The following is an 18,550-nucleotide window of genomic DNA, read 5'->3' as shown; positions in this document are numbered from 1 at the left end:
TGTCAAGCGAGAACCGACGTGGGTTTGACAGCCTTGCAAAGCCGCTGTAGATTGCCGCTTCAAAAGCGGCGACGACGTATCTTCGTCGCGCGGCCGTTTTGCTTGCCGGAGCAGCGCCATGATCAGGCCGATAGGTATCTGCGCGACTCACATGGAGTGCCGCAGCTTGAAAGAGTCCGTTCCCGTGCTCACCGATCTGCTGGCGTTCGAGAAGATCGCCGAGGACCCGGGTGAGGCGACGCTCAAGCACCCGAACACCGACTGGCTGCTCGTGGTACACGAAGCGGGCGACGACGCGCCGGCGAAACCAATGCACAACCACTGGGGGGTGCGTGTCGCGCACAACGAGGAAGTGGACGCGGCTTACGAACACCTCAACGCCAACAAGCAGAAATACGGCCTCAAGCAGGTGGGCAAGCCGCTCTACAACCACGGCTCCTACTCGCTCTATTTCGTCGAGCCCGGGACCAACGGCTGGGAGATCGAGTGTTACGAGTCCGCGATGCGCCGGCCCTCCCTGCTGGACCGGGTCGGAGGCGTGCGCGCGCCGCACTGGAGCGAGCCCCTTCCCGCCGAACGCTTCCCGGGACGCGGCTATGTTCCCCAGGGCTTCACGCACGGCACGCTCGCCTGCCGCAGCATCGAGACCGCGCGAGCCTTCTACCGCGACGTGATGGGTCTCGAGGTGCACCAGGCGAACGACCACGTGGTCTACCTCAAGCATCCGGCCACCCGCTGCTACGTGGTCTGCGCCGAGCGACCGGAATGGCAGGCCTTTTCGCCGAACTTTCGCTTCACCGTGGCCGTCGAATCCCTTGAGGCGCTCGAGGAAGCCCATCGCCGGCTGGAGGAAGCCGGAAGCAGAACGGGGTTGACCGAGCTGGGCGCCATCGAGCGCAAGGGCGCGGCGACAGCGTTCCTGCTCCGCGACCCCGATCGAAACTGGTGGGAGGTCAGCGCGGGGAACTGATGCGGCCGGTCGAGAAACCGTTGGCGCACATGGGCCTGCGGGATCTTCGCGCCGTCGCTCGGGCGAGGATGCCCGCCGAGGCCTGGCGTCACTTCGACGGCGCGGCGGAGAGCCGCGCGACTTTTCATCGAAATCCGCGCGCGTTCGCGCGTTATCTTTTCCGCCAGCGGATCTTCCACGACGTGACCGATCCCGATCTGTCGATCGAGCTGTTCGGAGTCCGGCTTTCCATGCCGGCCGCCGTCGCGCCGGTGGGAAGCTTCAGCCTGATCGCCGAGGACGCCGAGCGCCACGTGGCCGAGGGAGCCGAACGTGCGGGAGCGATGGTCTTCTGCAGCGCGGCGGCCAAGTTCGGCCCGGCGGAGTGGCGCGCCGCCTCCAAGGCACCGCTGGTTTTCATGGCGTACATGAACCGGGGCCGTGACGAGATGGGAAGGTCGGCGAAGCTCGCCGAGGATCTCGGGTTTTCGGCCGTCGGCATCACCATGGACACGGTGCGCCCGGTCAAGATCGGCGATGAGGTGCCGCTTTCCACGAAGGACGGCAAGCCGCGTCGGGGCCATCCGGCCACGCCGAAGGACATCGAATGGATGAAACGCCAGGTCTCGCTGCCCGTGGTGATCAAGGGGATCATGGGAGCGGAAGACGCGCGCATCGCGGTCGAGGCGGGCGCGGACGCGGTGGTGGTCTCGAACCACGGCGGCCGCATCCTGGACTACAATCGCTCCGCGCTGGAGGCGCTCCCGGAGGTCGCGTCGGCGGTGGGGGCGAGGGTGCCGGTGCTGTTCGACAGCGGCATTCGAAGCGGCGGAGACATCGTCAAGGCGGTCGCCCTCGGGGCTCGCGCCGCCCTGGTGGGCCGCCCGGTGGCCTGGGGCGTCGGCGCGTACGGGGCGGCCGGCGTGGAAAGGGTCTTCAGCGTTCTCGAGGAAGAGATGAAGCGCGTGCTTTGCATGACCGGCACGCCGAGCATCCGGGCGGTGAGGCCCGAGATCCTGATCCGCGACGACCCGGGAGCGCTGCCGTGAGCTGGGTCTTCTGGGGACTGATCTTCCTCGTGGTCGGTTGGGTGATCTGGACCTACAACGGCCTGGTCGCCCTGCAACATCAGATCCAGAACGCCTGGAAGCAGCTCGAGGTTCAGCTCAAGCGCCGCTACGACCTGATCCCCAATCTGGTCGAGAGCGTCAAGGGATACATGAGTTTCGAGCAGGAGACCCTGGAAAAGGTCATCGAGGCGAGGAGCCGGGCGATGGCCTCGACCGGAGTCAAGGAGACCGCGCAGGCGCAGTCCGATCTGACGCAGTCGCTGGGAAGGATCTTCGCATTGATGGAGAGCTATCCCGAGCTGAAGTCGAACGAGAACGTGCTCCGCCTGCAGGAAGAGCTGACCACCACGGAGAACCGGCTCGCTTTCGCGCGCCAGTACTACAACGATCTGGTGATGCGCTTCAATCTCAAACAGGAAGTGTTCCCCTCGAACGTGGTGGCGAGCTTCTTCCGGTTCCGCCCGAGCGAGTTCTTCAACGTGCCCGACGACGAAAAGGTGGTGCCGCGCGTCAATCTCACCCTGCCGACTTGAGCGGACCATCCTCTGGACATCGGGCCACAAGATTTCCTCCAGGTTCAAGCCCGCAACCGCCGCGGCAGCGTGCTCCTCGTGGCGGCGTTTCTCGCGTTTTTCGCTCTTTGCGGTCTCGCAATCGATTTCGTCTACTTCGGCGCCTTTACGAGCGGGGGGCCGCCGTTCCCCGTGGCGGCGCCGGCCGCTCTGGTCGGCTCGGGGCTGATCGCGGCGGGGGCGTATCGCTTCGGCGACCGGCTGCTCCTCCGCTCGCTCGGGGCGGAGCCGTTGGATCCTGTGGTTCCCGAGCATCGCGAGCTTCGTAACGTGGTGACGGAAATGGCGCTCGCCTCCGGCTGCCCGATGCCCGGAATCTGGGTGATCTACGATCCGGCACCGAACGCCTTCGCCACGGGACGGGACGAGCGGTCCGCGGCGGTTTGCGCTACCACCGGCCTGCTGGCGCTGCTCAACCGCGAGGAGACTCAGGGCGTGGTCGCCCACGAGATGGCGCACATCAAGAACAACGACACGCTGCTCATGATGCTGGTCGCGGTGCTTCTGGGAGCCGTAGCGCTGCTTTCGGACTGGGCCCAGCGAACCGCCGGAGCGCTGCCGCGGCGCCGCGGCGCCCGGATAAAGCTCGTCTTCGCTCTTCCTGCGCTTCTGTTGATCGCCATCTCGCCGCTGGTCTCGCGGCTGCTCGCGATGGCGGTCTCGCGGCGGCGGGAGTACCTCGCGGACGCCTGTGCGGCCGAATTCACGCGCAACCCGCTGGGCCTGGCGAAGGCGCTCGAAAAAATTCGCGACGCGGGGCTGCCGTTTCACCGCGCGCCGCGCGGAACCGCCCATCTGTTTTTCGTCGATCCGCTGCGGCGGCGGATGGGCGAGCGCGAAGGCCGGCTGGCCGACTGGCTCGCCACCCATCCGCCGATCGAGCACCGCATCGAGCTGCTTTACCGGATGGCGGGGATCCCGCGGGCTTCCCAGGCGCGGCCGGTCGACGGTGTTCGCGAAAGCGCGAAATGATCCGTTGTCCTGAGTGCGACGCTGCGATGAACCCGGTGACCGCCCGTGCCAATCCCGGCTCGCTCATCGAGCTCGATCAATGTCCGAGTTGCGGCGGGATCTGGTGCGATCGCTGGGAGCTTTTTCCCGTTCAGCCGGGAGAGGCCGAGCGCTTGGAAACGCTCGACCACGAGCTCTTGCGCAGCCGGAGGCCCGCCCGCAGGGAGAATCTCTACTGCCCGCGATGCACGGCGCCGCTCGCATCTCCGGCGGACCCGCTTCTCGGACCGGATCTCCGGCTCCGGCGCTGCCTGAGATGCGACGGCATCTGGCTCAAGCGCGGCCAGCTCTCCAGATACAAGCGCTGGCAGGAGAAGATCCGGGAGAAGAAGCTTCCGAGGGACGTAGATTTAAAGAGGCTCGGCCGGCTCGCGGACGATCCGAACGCGTGGGTCGTCACCGGTACGGGTGGAATGTTCGCCTACCCGCGCGGGCGGGAAACCGAGGTCGCCATGTCGGGCTTGTTGCGGGAGGTCCTGGAGGCACTGGTCCGGCTGATCTTTCAGTGAGCGACGAACGCTTCTCGTTCGAGCCGCCGCTTCGCGCGGCGTCGAATCAAGAGCGTCAACGGTTCAGGTGAAAGAACCAGGAACCGGAAACACGGATTTCATCCGGTCAGAGCGATCACGTCGATTTCGACCAGCGCGCCGCGCGGCAATTCCGCGACCGCGACAGTGGAACGGGCCGGGACGGCGTTTCCGAGATATTCCTGGTAAACCTGGTTCATCGCCGCAAAGTCGCTCATCCGCCTGAGGTACACGGTCGTCTTGACAACCCGGTCGAGCGACGAGCCGGCTGCCTCGAGAACCGCCTTGAGGTTTTCCATGACCTGGCGGGTCTGGACGGTGACGTCTCCATCGACCAGGGCCCCCGTGTCCGGCTTCAGGGCGATCTGACCGGCCGTGAAAATGAAGCCGTTGGCTTTGATTCCCTGGCTGTAAGGGCCGATGGCAGGGGGCGCCTTATCGGTTCGAATCGGTTCGCGGTTCATAGCGCTTGCGCTCCGGTGCCGATCGTATCTCAGCGGGGCTCCGCCGGCAAACGTTTTTCCTTCTCTTGAAGCCGGAGGGACATCCGGCCTATGATGATGTGGAGGGAATCAAAGCCCGCGATGAAGCTCATTACCGCTCATCGTATCCTCATCGCCAGCGCCGCCGTCTTCTTCTTGTTTTTCTCCGCCTGGGAGCTGGCGCGGTACTTCAACCGGGGCGAGGGCTGGGCGGCGGGTCGAAGCCTCCTTTACCTCGTGATCGCGGTCGGATTTTCCATCTATTTCAAGTCGCTCAAGCGCTGGTACCGCTAGCGGGTCGCCAATCCATGGAGCCGTCGTCGTTCCTCGTCGAGGTGACCGAAGAAGAGGTGCGGCGCGAGCGGCGCCGGGCCCGGGAGCTTCGCGCCAGCCAGTGGTGGAAACGCAAGCGGGCCCGCGGCGTCTGCTACCATTGCGGCAAGAAGTTTCCGCCGAGGGAGTTGACCATGGACCACCTGGTGCCGATCATCCGCGGGGGAAAATCGACCAAGGGCAACGTGGTTCCGAGCTGCAGGCGCTGTAACGCGGCGCGGAAATACCGCCTGCCGTTCGAGGAGCCTGGGGTCTGAACGGCTTGCCGGCCGGAGAACGATCGATTACGATCGCGGGGAGGGCCCGATGGCGGCCGAGATATTCCTGGTTCGAACGATGTCCGATACGGTGGAGACCGATATCCAGCGGGTCTTCACCATCGCCAACGAGATCCTGCCGCGCTACGGCATGTCCCGGCTCACGTTCGAGCAGTTGAGGAAAATCGCCGACGGCCCTTTCGACCTCTTCCTGATCCCGCACATCTTCGCCAGGGAGTACCGCAGGGACCCCGATGTGCGCTTCAACGAGCGCAAAAGGCTCGAAATCAGGACGCACGCGCTCGAGATCGCGCGCCGGCACCGCTTCGACGTCGAGCCCCCGCCGCTGGTTCCCGGCATCGAGCGCTCCCTCGAGCAGACCAGAGCCGCCGGCCTGCGCAACGTCCTGCTCACCACCGGCGGGCGCCGCTTCAAGCACGAGGCGATGGAAAAACACGGGATCGGCGCCTTCTTCGAGGAAATCGTCGATCGCGACCAGACCTACTATGCCAAGGAGCAAGGCCTGTACTATCTGTTCCGCAAGCACCGGCTTCCCAAGCTGCGGATCCTCCTGCTCACCGGGACCGCCAGCTACGTTCGGGCGGGCGCCAACGCCGACGGCTGCAAGGTCGGCGACAGCGAGCTGGAGGTGCGGACGATCGCCCTCGCCAACGAGTTCTCCTACAACGACCCGGAGACGCTGGCGGCGGCGAAGCCGGACCTGCTGATCCACGGCTTCGAGGAGCTCCTTTCCGGGCTGAAGGAACGGCAATGGCTCGGCTGACGGCCCGAAACCCGCACCGTCCCTCCCCGGCTGCTTCGATTCGCCCCCGGGGGGGCGTCATGAGGCTCTACAGGCTGATGCTGGCGGGGTTGCTGAGCGCGTCGCTGACGGCCAATCTCGCCACCCTCTGGGTCAACCTGGACCGCATGGCCGCCGGGTACGGGGACTTCGTGATCTTTTACACGGGAGCGGAAATCGTGAACGACGGCCGGGTCGCAGAGCTCTTCAAGGTCGAAACCCAGCAGGCCTACCAGCGGAAGTTCGACGTTCCGCAGTTCGAATGGCCGCTGCCTTTCAACCACGCGCCCTATGAGCTGGCCATCTTTCTGCCGCTGGCCCGCCTTTCGTATCCCGTCGCGCACGCGGTCTGGTCCGCGTTCAACGTGGTCCTGCTTCTCGCGATCGCGTTTTGGCTGTCTCCCCATCTCGAACCGGGTTACCGGCTCCTGTTCACGGCCCTGACCGCCGCCTTCTTTCCGACCATGGAAGCGCTGAGGATGGGGCAGGACTCGATTCTGTCCACCGCGTTGCTGGTTGCCTGTTTCGCCGCCCTCAAGCGAGGGCGCGACGCCGCCGCGGGAGTTCTGCTCGCCCTCGGGCTCTACAAGCCGCAGCTGGTGTTGCCGTTTGCCGGCGTTTTTCTGGTTCAGCGCCGCTGGAAAACGGTGGCCGCCTTCGGCGTAACAGGCGCCGTGCTCGCCGCCGTCTCGCTTGCCGCGGTCGGATGGCAGGGCGCGCTCGATCTTCTATCGATTCTCCGCTCGATGCACGATTACAGTTACATCGTGAATCCGCGGAACATGCCCAATATCCGAGGGCTGCTTGAGGTCGCGCTGCCGGCTCCGGCGCTTTCCGGCGGCACGCTCGTTGCCGCGTCGTCGCTCGCGCTTTACGGGGGATGCCTCTTTTTCTGTCGGGGAACGCGAGACGCCGCCGAGCCGGGCTTCGACCTCAGATTCGCGCTCGCCATCGTCACCACGACGCTCGTCACTTACCATCTCTATTCCCACGATCTCATGCCGCTGGTGATCGCGCTCGGCATCGTCTCGGGCGAGGCGCTCGCCGGCCGCATGACAGCTCCGGCGGCCCGGTTCGGCTTTCTGGCGCTGCTGCCGATTTTCTACGTGCCGTTGGTTCCGAGCTTGCTGGTTCGCGATCGGGTTTTCGGCTGGGGCGCCGCCCCGCTGCTGCTGCTCTACGGGCTGCTCGTATCGGAGCTCGCGGCGCGCGAGCGTCCGTTGCCGCGGCCGCGTTGAGGGAGAGAGGGCCATGAGCGAGGTTCGAAAGTTTCTCGGAGGCCGCGTGGTGGTCAAGGTCGGCGACATCACGCGCGAGGCGGTGGACGCGATCGTCAACGCCGCCAACAGCTCGTTGATGGGCGGAGGCGGAGTGGACGGCGCCATTCATCGGGCCGGCGGACCGGAAATCCTCGCCGAGTGCAGGGAAATCCGGCGCACCCGTTTTCCCGACGGTTTGCCGACCGGGCAGGCGGTGATCACGACGGCGGGAAAGATGCCCGCGAAGCACGTCATTCACACGGTCGGCCCGGTGTACGGCCGCGGGGGAGAGGACAAGGCGGAGCTGCTGGCGGCCTGTTACCGCAACTCGCTCCGCCTGGCGGCCGACCACGGCCTCAAAACCGTGGCGTTTCCGGCGATCTCGACCGGCATCTACGGCTATCCGCGGGAGGAGGCGGCAAAGGTCTCTTCGCGCGCGATCGAGGAATTCTTGCGCGCCGAGCCGGCCGTGCGCGAGGTCAGGCTGGTTTTCTTCAGCCCCGAAGACGCTGCCGTCTTCGTCGCCAACCAGGCGTTTACCGAGGATTGAGCGCGCGCGGTCCCGGAAGCCGGCGGTCAGCGCCGGTAAAGCGACTTGATGAACCCGCTTTCTTCGAGCTCCTTTACGAAGCGAGAGTCGACGAAGTCCCTGGCATTGGCCTGAGCGGCTTTCGGGTTACTCGCCGCGGTCTCCTGAAGAATCAGCTGGTAGCCTTCCACGGGAGGATAGGGGGCGTCGGGGATGAAGCGCGCGTGCCAGTCCCAGGCTTCTTCCAGCACCTTGCGATCCTCGACCCGGGAGTACTTGCGCATGATCTTCAGAGTTTCTTCCTTCCGCGTCTTGTAGAAATGGATCGCCTCGACGTAGGCGCGGAGGTACCTTCGAATCAGGTCCGGACGCTCTCGCACGAGCCTGCCGGTGGTATAGAGGCCGTTCTGGGGGAACGGAATCTTCAGGTTCGCCATGTCGATCAAGGTGGGGAAACCCAGCTTTTCGGCCGTCGCCTTCCCGGCTTCGGTCGCCACCGTGAACTGGACGATCCCCTTCTGCAGCGCGACCATGCGGTCGATCGTGCCGCCGATGACTCTGAGCGTCACGTCCTTCGCCGGGTCGAGGCCCATCTTTTTCAGCCCGACGCGCAGTGCGAACTCGGCAGTGGTGCCTGCGATGTGGTTGCCGCCGATCTTCCCCTTGAGGTCCTCCGGCTTCTTGATGGAGGGATGCGCGACGAGATAGTAGGGCAGCACGTTCACGTTGCCGGCGATCGCGACGACGTCCGCTCCGGCCAGGCGAGCGCTGGTGAGACCGGGCCCGCCGCCCTCGCCGACAGGGATCTCTCCCGCCAGGATCGACTGGATCCCGCGGATGCTGCCGGAGATGAAGATCGGCGTCGCGTCGAGGCCGTGCTTCTCGAACAGCCGCGCCTCCTTCGCGATCCAGACCACGGTGGAAGAGCCCGGCGTGATGGAAATGTAAGAGGTGTTGATCTTCTCGTTCGCCGCGGACGCGAGCGAAGCGAACGAGAGCGCGGCGGCCACCAGAGCCCATCGAGCGAACGATGTCATCGCGTACCTCCGTGGATCGGTTAATGAGCGAACCCAGACGTCGTATAGCACGTTCGGTCGCGGCAAAAAAGCGCCGACCTTCCGAAAACCTTTTTTTGCGGTAAGCTTGCGGGAGATTTCGCGAGAAAGGAGAGACCATGGCAGACCGCATACCCGATCAGTTCCGAGACCTGTTTTCCAAGCCCGCCTTCGCCCATCTCGCCACGATCATGAAGGACGGAAGCCCGCAGGTCACTCCGGTGTGGGTCGACTTCGACGGCACGTACGTGCGCGTCAACACGGCGAAGGGACGCGTCAAGGACAGAAACATGCGCCGCAACAAGAAGGTTGCCCTGTCCATCCAGGACCCGGACAATCCCTACCGTTACCTGGCCGTCCGGGGGGAAGTCGCCGAGATCACCGAGCAGGGAGCGGACGATCACATCGACGCGCTCACCAAGAAATACCTGGGAAAAGAGCGTTATCCATACCGCCAGCCGGGCGAAGTCCGGGTGATGTACAAGATCCGACCGGAGCGTGTCTCGACCATGGGATGAGCGGCTAGAGCCGCCGCGCCGGACCGCCGTCCTTCAGCTTCTCGTAGGCTCTGGCGCCGACCGCCACGTCCATGATCCCGGTCCCCTGAAGCTTGTAGAGCGTGATGTCCCGGTCGTGGCGTCTTCCGGGCGCCTTCCCCAGCAGGAGGTCGCCGATCTCCCGGACGCGATCCCAGGAGAGGACGCCGTCGCGGACCGCGCGGAAAATGTCGCTTTCGTTCGCGCACACGGTCTCCTTCGACGTGATGAAGATCGCATCGGCCCGGCGCATCGTGGCGTCGTCGATCTCCCGCCGCGTTCGGGTCGCATCGCCGTTGGCGATCGAGGTCACGTGCGTTCCCTCCGGCAGGCGGCGCCCGTCGAATACCGGCGTGCGCGAATCGGTCGCCGTGATGACGAGGTCTGCGCCGTCGAGCGCTTCCTCGGGATGCTCAGCCGGCACGACGGCGATCCCCAGCTCGCGGGCCATCGACTCGGCGAAGCGGGTCCGGCTCTTCTCGTTCGGACTGAAGACCTTGACTTCTTTCAGCTCGCGAACGGCGCACGCGGCCTTGAGCTGCATTGCGGCGTGGGTGGCGCTGCCGAAGACCGCGGCCCGGCGCGCCGCGGCGCGGGCAAGATGCTTGGCGCCGATCGCTCCGGCAGCCGCGGTCCTGAACTCGTTGATCGAGCAGTCCTGAAACAGGATCAACGGTTCGCCGGTCTCGACGCTGTAGAGGATGATCGACTCATGGTGCAGCCGGCGGTCGAGATCGGTTTGCAGGTAGGCGCCCATGAAACCGCCCACCGACCCGGGCAGCAGGCCGAAGATCATGCGGTTCGGGTGGTGGATGCGCCGGCGCGGCAAGTCGAAGCCGCGCCCGCGCGCCAGCTCGCGCAGGGCTTCCTCGACCGCCTCGATCATTTCGCCGATCGACAGGATCCGGTCGATGGGGGTCCGTTCCAGATAGAGCACCGGGTTCCTTTCTTTGGGGGCGGCGCGCTCAGGATCGCCGCTCAGCACCGCAGCCGCGATTCCAGGAGGCGGGCGCAGCGCGACATGCCGTAGCTCGACAACCAGTACACCGCCGCGATGAACAGGTAGAGCTCGAACGGGCGGATCTCACGGTTGTTGACGATCTGCGCCGCCTTGGTGAGCTCCACGTACCCGATGATCGAGGCCAGCGAGGTGTCCTTGAGCAGCACGATGAACTGGGTCACCAGGGCCGGAATCATGTTGCGCAGCGCCTGGGGCAGGATGACGAAGCGCATCGCCTGGCCCCGGGTGAGCCCGGTCGCCGCCGCCGCCTCGAGCTGACCGCGAGGCACGGACTGGATGCCGGCGCGCACGATCTCGCCCAGGTAGGCCGCCTCAAAGAAGACGAAGGCCGCGAGCGCGACGCCGTACTCGGGGATCGCCCGCCCCAGCAGCTGGGGCGCGATGAACCAGAACCAGAAGATCACCATCACCAGCGGCACGCCCCGGAAGAACTCGACGTACGCCGCCGCAACAGCGCGCAGCCAGGGCGATCGCGCCAGGCGCGCCGTGCCGATTGCCACGCCGAGGGCGAAGCCCAGCCCGATGGCGGGGAGCGCCAGGCGCAGCGTGCCGCCGGCGAAGGCGCCGAGGCCGATGAAGCCCTGGAGGATGAGAAAATCGAGGTTGCGGACGACGACGTCGAGGTCCAAGCTTACAGCTCTCCCAGCCGCGCCCGCGTGGTCAGCCCGGGAATCGCGAAACGTTTCTCGAGCCGCGCCATCAGCGCCGCCACGACGAGGCACAGCGCCAGATAGATCGCGGTTCCCGCGACCAGCGCCTCGAAAGCGCGGGCCGTGTAGGCCTCGATCTGGCGTGTCTGGAACGTGAGCTCGGCGACGCCGATGGTCAGCGCCACCGACGAGTTCTTGAGCAGGTTGAGGGATTCGTTCGCCGCGGGAGGGATGATGAGGCGGACCGCGACGGGGACGATGATCCAGCGGTACGACTGCGCGACGGTGAGGCCCGTCGAGAGGGCCGCCTCGAACTGGGTGCGGGGAATCGATTGAATGCCGGCGCGGACGATCTCTGCGAAGCGTGCGCCGTGATAAACGCCGAGGGCGACGGTTCCGGCCCAGAACTCGGCGCCGTGCGCGAGGAGCCAATCCTGGAGGTTCCGCGGCAGGAGCGGCGCCGCGGCGAAATACCAGAAGAACATCCAGACCAGCAGCGGGACGTTGCGGAAGAACTCGACGTAGCCCCCCGACAGCCACCGCAGCGGCTTCGTTGTCAGCGTGCGCAGGGCGCCGGCGGCGATGCCGAGCGCCCCCGCGAGCAGCCAGGCGAGGGCCGAGAGCTCCAGCGTCGTCAGCAGACCTTGGAGCAGCCAGGCACCGGACTGGCCGGTCCAGAGCACGCTCCAGTCAAAGCGGTACGCCATCGGGCTTCATTTCGGCACCACCTGCATCTCGAGGAAGCGCCTGACCTCAGGAGCCAGCGGGTAGGGCACTTCGCCCTTCGGCCCGAACCACTTGTCGTAGAGCGCGAAATACCTGCCGGATTCGATCGCCTCCATCAGACCTAGGTTCACCGCCTGCCGGAAGTCGGAGTCGTTCTTGCGCATTGCCATGCCGTAGGGCTCGTACGAGAAAAACTCGCCGACGACCAGCCAGTCGGCCGGACGCGGAGCCTTGGCTTTCAGGCCCGCGAGCTGAACCCCGTCGTTGGCATAGGCCTCCACCTGGCCGCGGGCGAGGGCCTGAAACGCCGCCGGCTGGTCGGGAAACTCGAGGAGCTTCGCGCTCGGCACGCGCTCGCGAATGATGCGCGCGTTGGTCGAGCCCTGCTGCGCCGCCACGCGTTTGCCCGCGATCGACTGCAGCCCCTTGATCGGGCTTCCCCGCTTCACCAGGAACTGGGCGCCGGTGACGAAGAAGGTGAGGCTGAAATCGACGCTGTCGCGCCGCGATCGAGTGTCGGTCATCGTTTCCGCGATGAGGTCGACCGAGCCCGAGGTGAGCAGAGGGATGCGGGTTTGCGGCGTGGACTCTTTCTTCTCCAGCCGGATCGGCTTGCCGAGCTTTCTGGCGAGCGACGGCAGGACCGCCTGTTCCACCAGGTCGATGGAAAAGCCCACCCATTCGTTCTTCGAGTCCACGTAGGCGAACGGCGGCGAGCCGGTGCGCGTGCCGATGACCAGGACCCCCGTCCGGCCGATCTTTTCCAGCGTCGTCTGCGCGAACGCGGCGGCCGGAGCCAGCATCAGAGCCAGCAACAACCCGAGCGATCGATTCATCCGCGTCTCCTCAGTGCGTGAGAATTTTTCCCAGGAACTGCCGCGCGCGCGCCGACTTCGGGGCGGCGAAGAAACTCTCGGGGCGGTCCTGCTCGACGATCTCGCCGCCGTCCATGAAGACGACGCGGTGCGCCACGCGCCGCGCGAAACCCATCTCGTGGGTCACCACGACCATGGTCATTCCCTCGCCGGCCAGCGCGGTCATCACGTCCAGCACCTCCTTGATCATTTCGGGATCGAGCGCCGAGGTCGGCTCGTCGAAGAGCATGATTTTCGGCTTCATCGCCAGCGCGCGCGCGATCGCGACCCGCTGCTGTTGCCCGCCCGAGAGCGCGGCCGGGTAGGCGTCGGCCTTGTCGGGAATACCCACGCGCGCCAGCAGCTCGCGCGCCAGCGCCTCGGCGTCGCGGACCGCCAGCCCCTTGACGCGCACCGGCGCGAGCGTGATGTTCTGGAGCGCGGTCATGTGCGGATAGAGATTGAAGGACTGGAAGACCATGCCCACGTCGGCGCGCAGCCGGGTGACGTCGGTTTGCGGATCGGCGAGCGAGACACCGTCGACGATCACGTCTCCGGAGTCGAGCTGCTCGAGACGGTTGATGCAGCGGATGAGAGTGCTCTTGCCGCTACCGCTCGGGCCGCAGACGACCACCACCTCGCCCGCGGCGATCGCGAGGTCGATATCCTTCAGCACGTGCAGCGGGCCAAACCATTTGTTGGCGCGGCGAAACTCGATCACAGGGGTGCGGCGACGCGCGTCGGTCCGGTTGAAAAGCGCTGGTCGGCATACTATATGAACAACGGCTTTTTGCAACAGCCGCCGGACCCCGGCGCCGTCTGGCGGCCGGGGCCGTTGCGAGCCCGCCGGACGGTGAACCCACGTGGACTTCTACTTCGTGCGGCACGGTGAAGCCGCGCCGGAACAGCTGGATCCGCGTCGTCCGCTGACCGATGCCGGCCGCCGTGACGTGGAGCGCGTGGCGCGCTCGGCCGCCGCAAGGCAACTGCGCATCGCCGAAATCCTTCATTCCGGCGTTCTACGGGCGCGGGAGACCGCCGAAATCTTCGCGTTGCATCTCCGGCCGGAGAAAGGCGTGCGGCAGAGCGGCGGTTTGCTGCCTCAGGACGACCCGATGGTGCTGCGGGCCGAGCTTCAGGCCGCCGAGGAGCCGGTGCTCGTGGTGGGACATCTTCCCCATTTGGGCCGTTTGGTGGCATCTCTGGTTTCGGGCGATCCCGAGCGGCCGGTGGCCGATTTCGGCCCCGCGACCCTGGTCTGTTGCGCGCGGGAGGCGGCGCGCTGGAACGTCGCCTGGGTTTTGAGCCCGCAGACCGCGTGACGCAAGGTTGACCGGCGCGGGAGGATGGTCTAAAACGAATCAAAATCGGGGATCGAAAGGTGCACGCGCATGGCGTCGGAGACATTGACCATTATCGATAACCGGACCGGCAAACAATACGAGATTCCCATCCGCAACGGGGCGATCCGCGCCACCGACCTGCAGCAGATCAAAGTCAACGACGACGAGGGTCTGGTGAGCTACGATCCGGGTTTCATGAACACCGCCTCGTGCCAGAGCAAGATCACCTTTATCGACGGCGAAAAAGGAATCCTGCGCTACCGAGGCTATCCGATCGAACAGCTCGCGGAGAAGAGCACTTACCTGGAGACCGCCTACCTGATCTTGTACGGAGAACTGCCGAACCGCGCGCAGCTCCAGGAGTGGACGCGCAACGTCACCTACCACTCGATCATCCACGAGAACATCAAGAAGCTCATCGACGGCTTTCACCACGACGCCCACCCGATGGGGATCCTGGTGAGCACCGTGGGAGCGCTTTCGACCTTCTATCCGTCGGCCAAACAGATCTTCGACCTGCAGTCCCGGCGCGAGCAGACCTACCGTCTGATCAGCAAGATGCCGACGCTGGCGGCGTTCGCCTACCGTCACAGCCTGGGGTTGCCCTATTCGTATCCCGACAACGATCTGAGCTACACGGGCAACTTCCTCAACATGCTTTTCAAGATGACCGAGCTCAAGTATCAGCCGCATCCGGTGCTGGAACGGGCGCTCGACGTCCTCTTCATCCTGCACGCCGACCACGAGCAGAACTGCAGTACGAACGCGATGCGCGGCGTAGGCAGCTCGCACTCCGACCCGTACTCCGCGGTGGCGGCGGCGGCCGCGGCGCTGTACGGGCCGCTGCACGGCGGAGCCAACGAGGCGGTGCTGAGAATGCTGATGGCGATCGGCTCGAAGGACAAGGTTCCCGAGTTCATCAAGAAGGTCAAAGGGGGCGAGGGGCGGCTGATGGGATTCGGCCACCGCGTCTACAAGAACTACGATCCGCGGGCGAGGATCATCAAGGAGATCGCGGATCAGGTCTTCGAGGTCAAGGGGCGCAACCCGCTGCTCGACATTGCCCTGGAGCTGGAGCGGATCGCGCTGCAGGACGACTACTTCATCAAGCGCAAGCTCTATCCGAACGTCGACTTCTACTCCGGCCTGATCTACCAGTCCATGGGGTTGCCGATGGACATGTTCCCGGTGCTGTTCGCCATTCCGCGAACCTCGGGGTGGATCGCGCAATGGGAGGAGATGCTGACGGATCCCGAACAGAAGCTCGCGCGTCCGAAGCAGATCTACCTGGGCCCGGCGAAACGGGACTACGTCGCGATCGAGCAGAGAGCGTAGGGATGCCGGCTCCGCCCGAGCGCCTCAACGCAATCGGCCTCCCATCCTTTCCACGATCACCTTCAACCGCTGCCCGACCCTCAGGCGGGCGCTCGCCAGCCCGTTCAGCTGCATGAGCGCGCGAACCTCCTGGCCGTAGCGCCGTGCGATCGAAAAGAGGGTCTCGCCTCTGCGCACCTCGTGGATGACCACCCGACCGCCTGCGGGGCGGGTTTCCTGATGTCGCCGATAGGCTCGGGCGAAGGCCGCCGCGCTGCCGGTCGGGATCTTGATTCGAAACCCCGAAGGGTCCGGGGGCGTGAGGTCGTGCAGGAGCGACGGGTTCAGCTCGCGAAGCTCGGCCACCGTCGTCTCGGCCATGGCGGCCAGCGTCGCCAGGCTCATCGGCTCGTCGATCTCGACCTCTCGATACTCGAGCGGTGGCTCGTATTCGATGTCGCGGATCCCGTACTTCGCCGGATCGGCGGCGATCATCGCGACCGCGACGAACTTGGGTACGAAGTCCCGGGTCTCGTTGCTCAGGCGCGCGTTGCCGCTCAGCGTCCAGAAGTCGCTCGTTCCGCTCGACTGCAAGGCGCGATCCACGGTGCCGGGGCCGGCGTTGTAGGCGGCGGTGACGAGATACCAGCGGCCGAAATAGTCGTGCAGGTCCTTGAGGTAGGCCGCCGCGGCGCGCGTCGCCTTGACCGGGTCGCGGCGCTCGTCCACCCAGCGGTCGATCTTGAGGCCGTAATGGCGGGCGGTCGCCGGAACGAACTGCCATAGCCCGACGGCGCCCCGGGGCGAAGCCCGATGCGGAACGAAACCGCTCTCGATCAAGGCGAGATAGCCAAGCTCCTCCGGCAACCCTTCCTCGTTCAGGATCTTTGCGATCATCGGCCAGTACCGCCCCGAGCGGGCGAGCAGCTTCCGCAATTGCGCCCGGCCGTTCCGGCTGTAGTGCCTGAGGAAGTACCGGACCTTCGGGTTCCGGGTGACTGCCGACGAGAACTCGATGCGCCGGCGGTCGGGCGGCTGCCCGAGGGCTTTGTCGATATCCTTCCCCAGGAGCTCGACCAGGCTGTCCACCTGAGGCGCGTGCGGCCGGCGCGCCCTGGCGGCGCCCTCGGCCGCGGGCACGCGGGTGCTCGGAGAATGTACGGGCCGTTGCGCGCGCGGCTCCTCCGCCGGCGCCTCTGCGGGGAGCGCCTCCAGCGTGGTTTCGCGCACCGCTTGCGGTTCGGCGATCAGGGCTCGCTCGGCCTCTGCGGGCCCGGCGGCGGACCTTTCACCGCCCACCGGCCGCTCGGGCCGCGCGCGATTCGCACCCTCGTGACCGAGCGTGGCGCACCCCAACGTTCCAAGAAGGGCCAGGGGAAGGAAAAGAATGCTCTTGCCGATCTCCATAGCGAAAAAACGCGAGCTGCCGGACGTTACTCGAATACGCCGGGAGATGCAAACGGAGGGTCCGGCGATCCCGTCTGGCTACGGCGCCGCGTGAAACGGCTTGACAACCCGCGATCGAAGTCAATAAATCTCTGGCCGTGGAGGGATGGCCATGGGAAAAAGACTCAGCGCAACGCTCGTGTTCCTGCTCGTCGCCACGGTGGCGCCGCTTTCGGGTGCCGAACGGTCCAAGTACCCGCAGCCGCGGTTCCCGTCTTATCTCAGACCGCCGAAATCCATCGAGGACGTCATGCCCTACGCCCGTGCGGCCGTGAGGCAGACGGGAGGAAGGACCCCGCTCGGTCTCGTCGAAAAAGGCCAGACGGTGGCAATTTTCACCGAACCGACGGCGGACGAAATGATCCTGCAGGCGATCCGGCGCGCCTATGAGGAACGCGGAGTCAAGGTACAGATGGTTCCCGAGCATCAGCTCCTCGGCGTCAGCAAGGAGCAGGCGGTCAAGGCGGTCAAGGCGAACCGATGGTTTACCGCCGAGCACGGCTACATGGAGGCGCGAGCCTGGATCCTCCAACGCTTCAGCGACCCGGAGATCCCGAAGAGATGGCTCAAGGAACGCCGGCCCGACCTTTACCGGGCGGTGTTCGAGAAGGAAGAGCAGAGTTCCAAGGAGTTGATCGACCTGGGGCGGCGGTTCGGCGGGAAGAGCGTTGCCGAAGCGATCGTCAGGTACCTCGACCAGCACAAGGAGGTCAACGCCGTTTTCTGGCGCCGGGGCGGACGCACCGTGACGCGCAGGAGCATCGAGCCGCACGGCAGCAAGTTCTACGGCAACTTCATTTTCGACAACCGCTACGAGCTGATGAACAAAGCGGCGACGTTTCCCGGCGACATCTGGAGGCTGGCCGAGGAGCGTGTGATCGAACCCCTGGCATGGGCCGATCGTGTGGAAGTCAGCGACCCCGAGGGCACCAGCTTCGCTTTCGAGCTCGACGAAAAGCAGGCAAAGGCCTGGGCCGAGGGGGCCTATCAGCAAGGCCACCTGTTCATGTTCCCGCACCAGGCGACAGGGCGATTCCCCTATTCTTCCGTGGACTATCCCGCCTTCACGAAGAAGTACAATCCCCGGTTCCTCGTCAAGGTCAACGGCGTGTTCGCCGGCACGAGCAACCATACCGGGTCCTTTCCCCGCATCGAGGTGCGCGTGAAGGACGGTTACGTGACCGAGGTGAAGGGCGGCGGGATCTACGGCGAGCTGTGGCGGGAATTTCTCAAATATCCCAAGATCAACGAGCTTACTTACCCGTTCCACGACCAGCCCGGTTACTGGTGGCTCTACGAGGCGGGCATGGGTACCAATCCAAAATTCTTCAGGCGTCCCGACGAGAACGGGATGGGCGTCAACACCTCCGAGCGCAACAACGCCGGGGTGATTCACTGGGGCTTCGGATTGCGCCTCGATCACGGCCCGGACAAGGCGGTCGAGTCCAAGGAGTGGATGGACTTCGCCAAGCAGCATGCACTGCCGAACGATCACTGGTGGCACATCCACAACACGCTTCCGACTTATCGGGTGAGGGTGCGCGGCACGAAGAACACCTGGATTACGCTGATCGACAAAGGGGAAGTGAACGCGCTGAAGAGCCCGGAGATCCGGGCCCTGGCTTCCCGCTACGGCAATCCCGACGAGGTCTTGAGCGACGACTGGTCGCCCTACATCCCGGGGATCAACGCCCCCGGCAGATTCGAGGACTACGCGCGGGATCCCTGGAAGACGTTTGCAGAGGTCATGCGCAAAATCGAGGCCGGGACGTTCGAATACTTCTACCCGGCCATGAAAGGCCGCAGGTGATCGC

Annotated in this window: 22 protein-coding genes; 14 read left to right on the top strand and 8 right to left on the bottom strand. The window is 65.5% G+C overall.

From position 1 onward, the window contains the following. Window positions 1–118 precede the first annotated feature (118 nt). From VNN77_17910 to VNN77_17890, 5 genes are all read left to right on the top strand, one after another. The gene (locus VNN77_17910; GenBank protein HXG53277.1) at window positions 119–970 is read left to right on the top strand and encodes a VOC family protein; all 852 of its coding nucleotides are present in this window, start codon (window positions 119–121) and stop codon (window positions 968–970) included. After that, complete coding sequence (locus VNN77_17905; protein HXG53276.1) at window positions 970–1,998, top strand: alpha-hydroxy-acid oxidizing protein; 1,029 nt, start codon at window positions 970–972, stop codon at window positions 1,996–1,998. The genes VNN77_17910 and VNN77_17905 overlap by 1 nt, the downstream gene beginning before the upstream one ends. Further along, entirely contained in the window at window positions 1,995–2,552 is a 558-nt protein-coding gene (locus VNN77_17900; protein ID HXG53275.1) for a LemA family protein, read from the top strand. The genes VNN77_17905 and VNN77_17900 overlap by 4 nt, the downstream gene beginning before the upstream one ends. A gap of 69 nt (window positions 2,553–2,621) precedes the next feature. Next, entirely contained in the window at window positions 2,622–3,563 is a 942-nt protein-coding gene (locus tag VNN77_17895) for a M48 family metallopeptidase (protein ID HXG53274.1), read from the top strand. Continuing rightward, on the top strand, window positions 3,560–4,111 hold the full coding sequence (locus tag VNN77_17890; GenBank protein ID HXG53273.1) for a zf-TFIIB domain-containing protein: 552 nt from the start codon (window positions 3,560–3,562) through the stop codon (window positions 4,109–4,111). The genes VNN77_17895 and VNN77_17890 overlap by 4 nt, the downstream gene beginning before the upstream one ends. Window positions 4,112–4,209: 98 nt before the next feature. On the opposite strand, the gene VNN77_17885 is transcribed toward VNN77_17890, so the two are convergent. Further along, a complete protein-coding gene (locus VNN77_17885; protein ID HXG53272.1) occupies window positions 4,210–4,593 on the bottom strand; it encodes a RidA family protein in 384 nt (127 codons plus the stop codon). A 120-nt stretch (window positions 4,594–4,713) separates the two neighbouring features. On the opposite strand from VNN77_17885, the gene VNN77_17880 reads away from it, so the two are divergent. The 5 genes from VNN77_17880 to VNN77_17860 are packed head-to-tail and all read left to right on the top strand — an operon-like array spanning window position 4,714 to window position 7,812. Continuing rightward, a complete protein-coding gene (locus VNN77_17880; protein HXG53271.1) occupies window positions 4,714–4,905 on the top strand; it encodes a hypothetical protein in 192 nt (63 codons plus the stop codon). A gap of 14 nt (window positions 4,906–4,919) precedes the next feature. Beyond that, window positions 4,920–5,201, top strand: coding sequence for an HNH endonuclease (locus VNN77_17875; protein HXG53270.1), 282 nt, complete (start codon window positions 4,920–4,922; stop codon window positions 5,199–5,201). 49 nt (window positions 5,202–5,250) lie between these two features. Beyond that, entirely contained in the window at window positions 5,251–5,985 is a 735-nt protein-coding gene (locus VNN77_17870) for a hypothetical protein (protein HXG53269.1), read from the top strand. A gap of 59 nt (window positions 5,986–6,044) precedes the next feature. Beyond that, on the top strand, window positions 6,045–7,241 hold the full coding sequence (locus VNN77_17865) for a glycosyltransferase family 87 protein (GenBank protein ID HXG53268.1): 1,197 nt from the start codon (window positions 6,045–6,047) through the stop codon (window positions 7,239–7,241). Window positions 7,242–7,254: 13 nt separating this feature from the next. Beyond that, window positions 7,255–7,812 carry an O-acetyl-ADP-ribose deacetylase gene (locus VNN77_17860; GenBank protein ID HXG53267.1) on the top strand — a complete coding sequence of 186 codons (558 nt, stop codon included), beginning with the start codon at window positions 7,255–7,257 and terminating at the stop codon, window positions 7,810–7,812. Between the two features lie 26 nt (window positions 7,813–7,838). On the opposite strand, the gene VNN77_17855 is transcribed toward VNN77_17860, so the two are convergent. After that, complete coding sequence (locus VNN77_17855; protein ID HXG53266.1) at window positions 7,839–8,828, bottom strand: ABC transporter substrate-binding protein; 990 nt, start codon at window positions 8,826–8,828, stop codon at window positions 7,839–7,841. Between the two features lie 137 nt (window positions 8,829–8,965). Between VNN77_17855 and VNN77_17850 the strand changes: the two genes are divergently transcribed. Next, window positions 8,966–9,364 carry a PPOX class F420-dependent oxidoreductase gene (locus VNN77_17850; protein ID HXG53265.1) on the top strand — a complete coding sequence of 133 codons (399 nt, stop codon included), beginning with the start codon at window positions 8,966–8,968 and terminating at the stop codon, window positions 9,362–9,364. 4 nt (window positions 9,365–9,368) lie between these two features. On the opposite strand, the gene VNN77_17845 is transcribed toward VNN77_17850, so the two are convergent. Genes VNN77_17845 through VNN77_17825 form a run of 5 tightly spaced genes read right to left on the bottom strand, consistent with a single transcriptional unit; the run spans window position 9,369 to window position 13,354 of the window. Then, window positions 9,369–10,319, bottom strand: coding sequence for an ornithine cyclodeaminase family protein (locus VNN77_17845; protein ID HXG53264.1), 951 nt, complete (start codon window positions 10,317–10,319; stop codon window positions 9,369–9,371). 41 nt (window positions 10,320–10,360) lie between these two features. Then, window positions 10,361–11,032 (bottom strand): amino acid ABC transporter permease, encoded by a 672-nt coding sequence (locus tag VNN77_17840; GenBank protein ID HXG53263.1) that lies wholly within the window; start codon window positions 11,030–11,032, stop codon window positions 10,361–10,363. Between the two features lie 2 nt (window positions 11,033–11,034). After that, on the bottom strand, window positions 11,035–11,760 hold the full coding sequence (locus VNN77_17835) for an amino acid ABC transporter permease (GenBank protein ID HXG53262.1): 726 nt from the start codon (window positions 11,758–11,760) through the stop codon (window positions 11,035–11,037). Window positions 11,761–11,766: 6 nt separating this feature from the next. Then, window positions 11,767–12,615, bottom strand: coding sequence for a transporter substrate-binding domain-containing protein (locus tag VNN77_17830; protein HXG53261.1), 849 nt, complete (start codon window positions 12,613–12,615; stop codon window positions 11,767–11,769). 10 nt (window positions 12,616–12,625) lie between these two features. Next, a complete protein-coding gene (locus VNN77_17825; GenBank protein HXG53260.1) occupies window positions 12,626–13,354 on the bottom strand; it encodes an amino acid ABC transporter ATP-binding protein in 729 nt (242 codons plus the stop codon). A 142-nt stretch (window positions 13,355–13,496) separates the two neighbouring features. Between VNN77_17825 and sixA the strand changes: the two genes are divergently transcribed. Continuing rightward, complete coding sequence (sixA, locus tag VNN77_17820; GenBank protein HXG53259.1) at window positions 13,497–13,955, top strand: phosphohistidine phosphatase SixA; 459 nt, start codon at window positions 13,497–13,499, stop codon at window positions 13,953–13,955. A gap of 69 nt (window positions 13,956–14,024) precedes the next feature. Continuing rightward, the gene (locus tag VNN77_17815; GenBank protein HXG53258.1) at window positions 14,025–15,311 is read left to right on the top strand and encodes a citrate synthase; all 1,287 of its coding nucleotides are present in this window, start codon (window positions 14,025–14,027) and stop codon (window positions 15,309–15,311) included. Window positions 15,312–15,335: 24 nt separating this feature from the next. Here VNN77_17815 and VNN77_17810 read toward each other — a convergent pair whose 3' ends face one another. Next, the gene (locus VNN77_17810) at window positions 15,336–16,697 is read right to left on the bottom strand and encodes a transglycosylase SLT domain-containing protein (protein HXG53257.1); all 1,362 of its coding nucleotides are present in this window, start codon (window positions 16,695–16,697) and stop codon (window positions 15,336–15,338) included. Window positions 16,698–16,848: 151 nt separating this feature from the next. On the opposite strand from VNN77_17810, the gene VNN77_17805 reads away from it, so the two are divergent. After that, entirely contained in the window at window positions 16,849–18,546 is a 1,698-nt protein-coding gene (locus tag VNN77_17805) for a hypothetical protein (protein HXG53256.1), read from the top strand. Window positions 18,547–18,550: the final 4 nt, after the last annotated feature.

It is taken from the genome of Candidatus Zixiibacteriota bacterium, assembly GCA_035574315.1.
Classification (GTDB): Bacteria; Desulfobacterota; Binatia; order UBA9968; family UBA9968; genus DATLYW01.
Note: the sequence above shows the minus strand (reverse complement) of the source record. Positions and strands in the feature narration are given on the sequence as shown.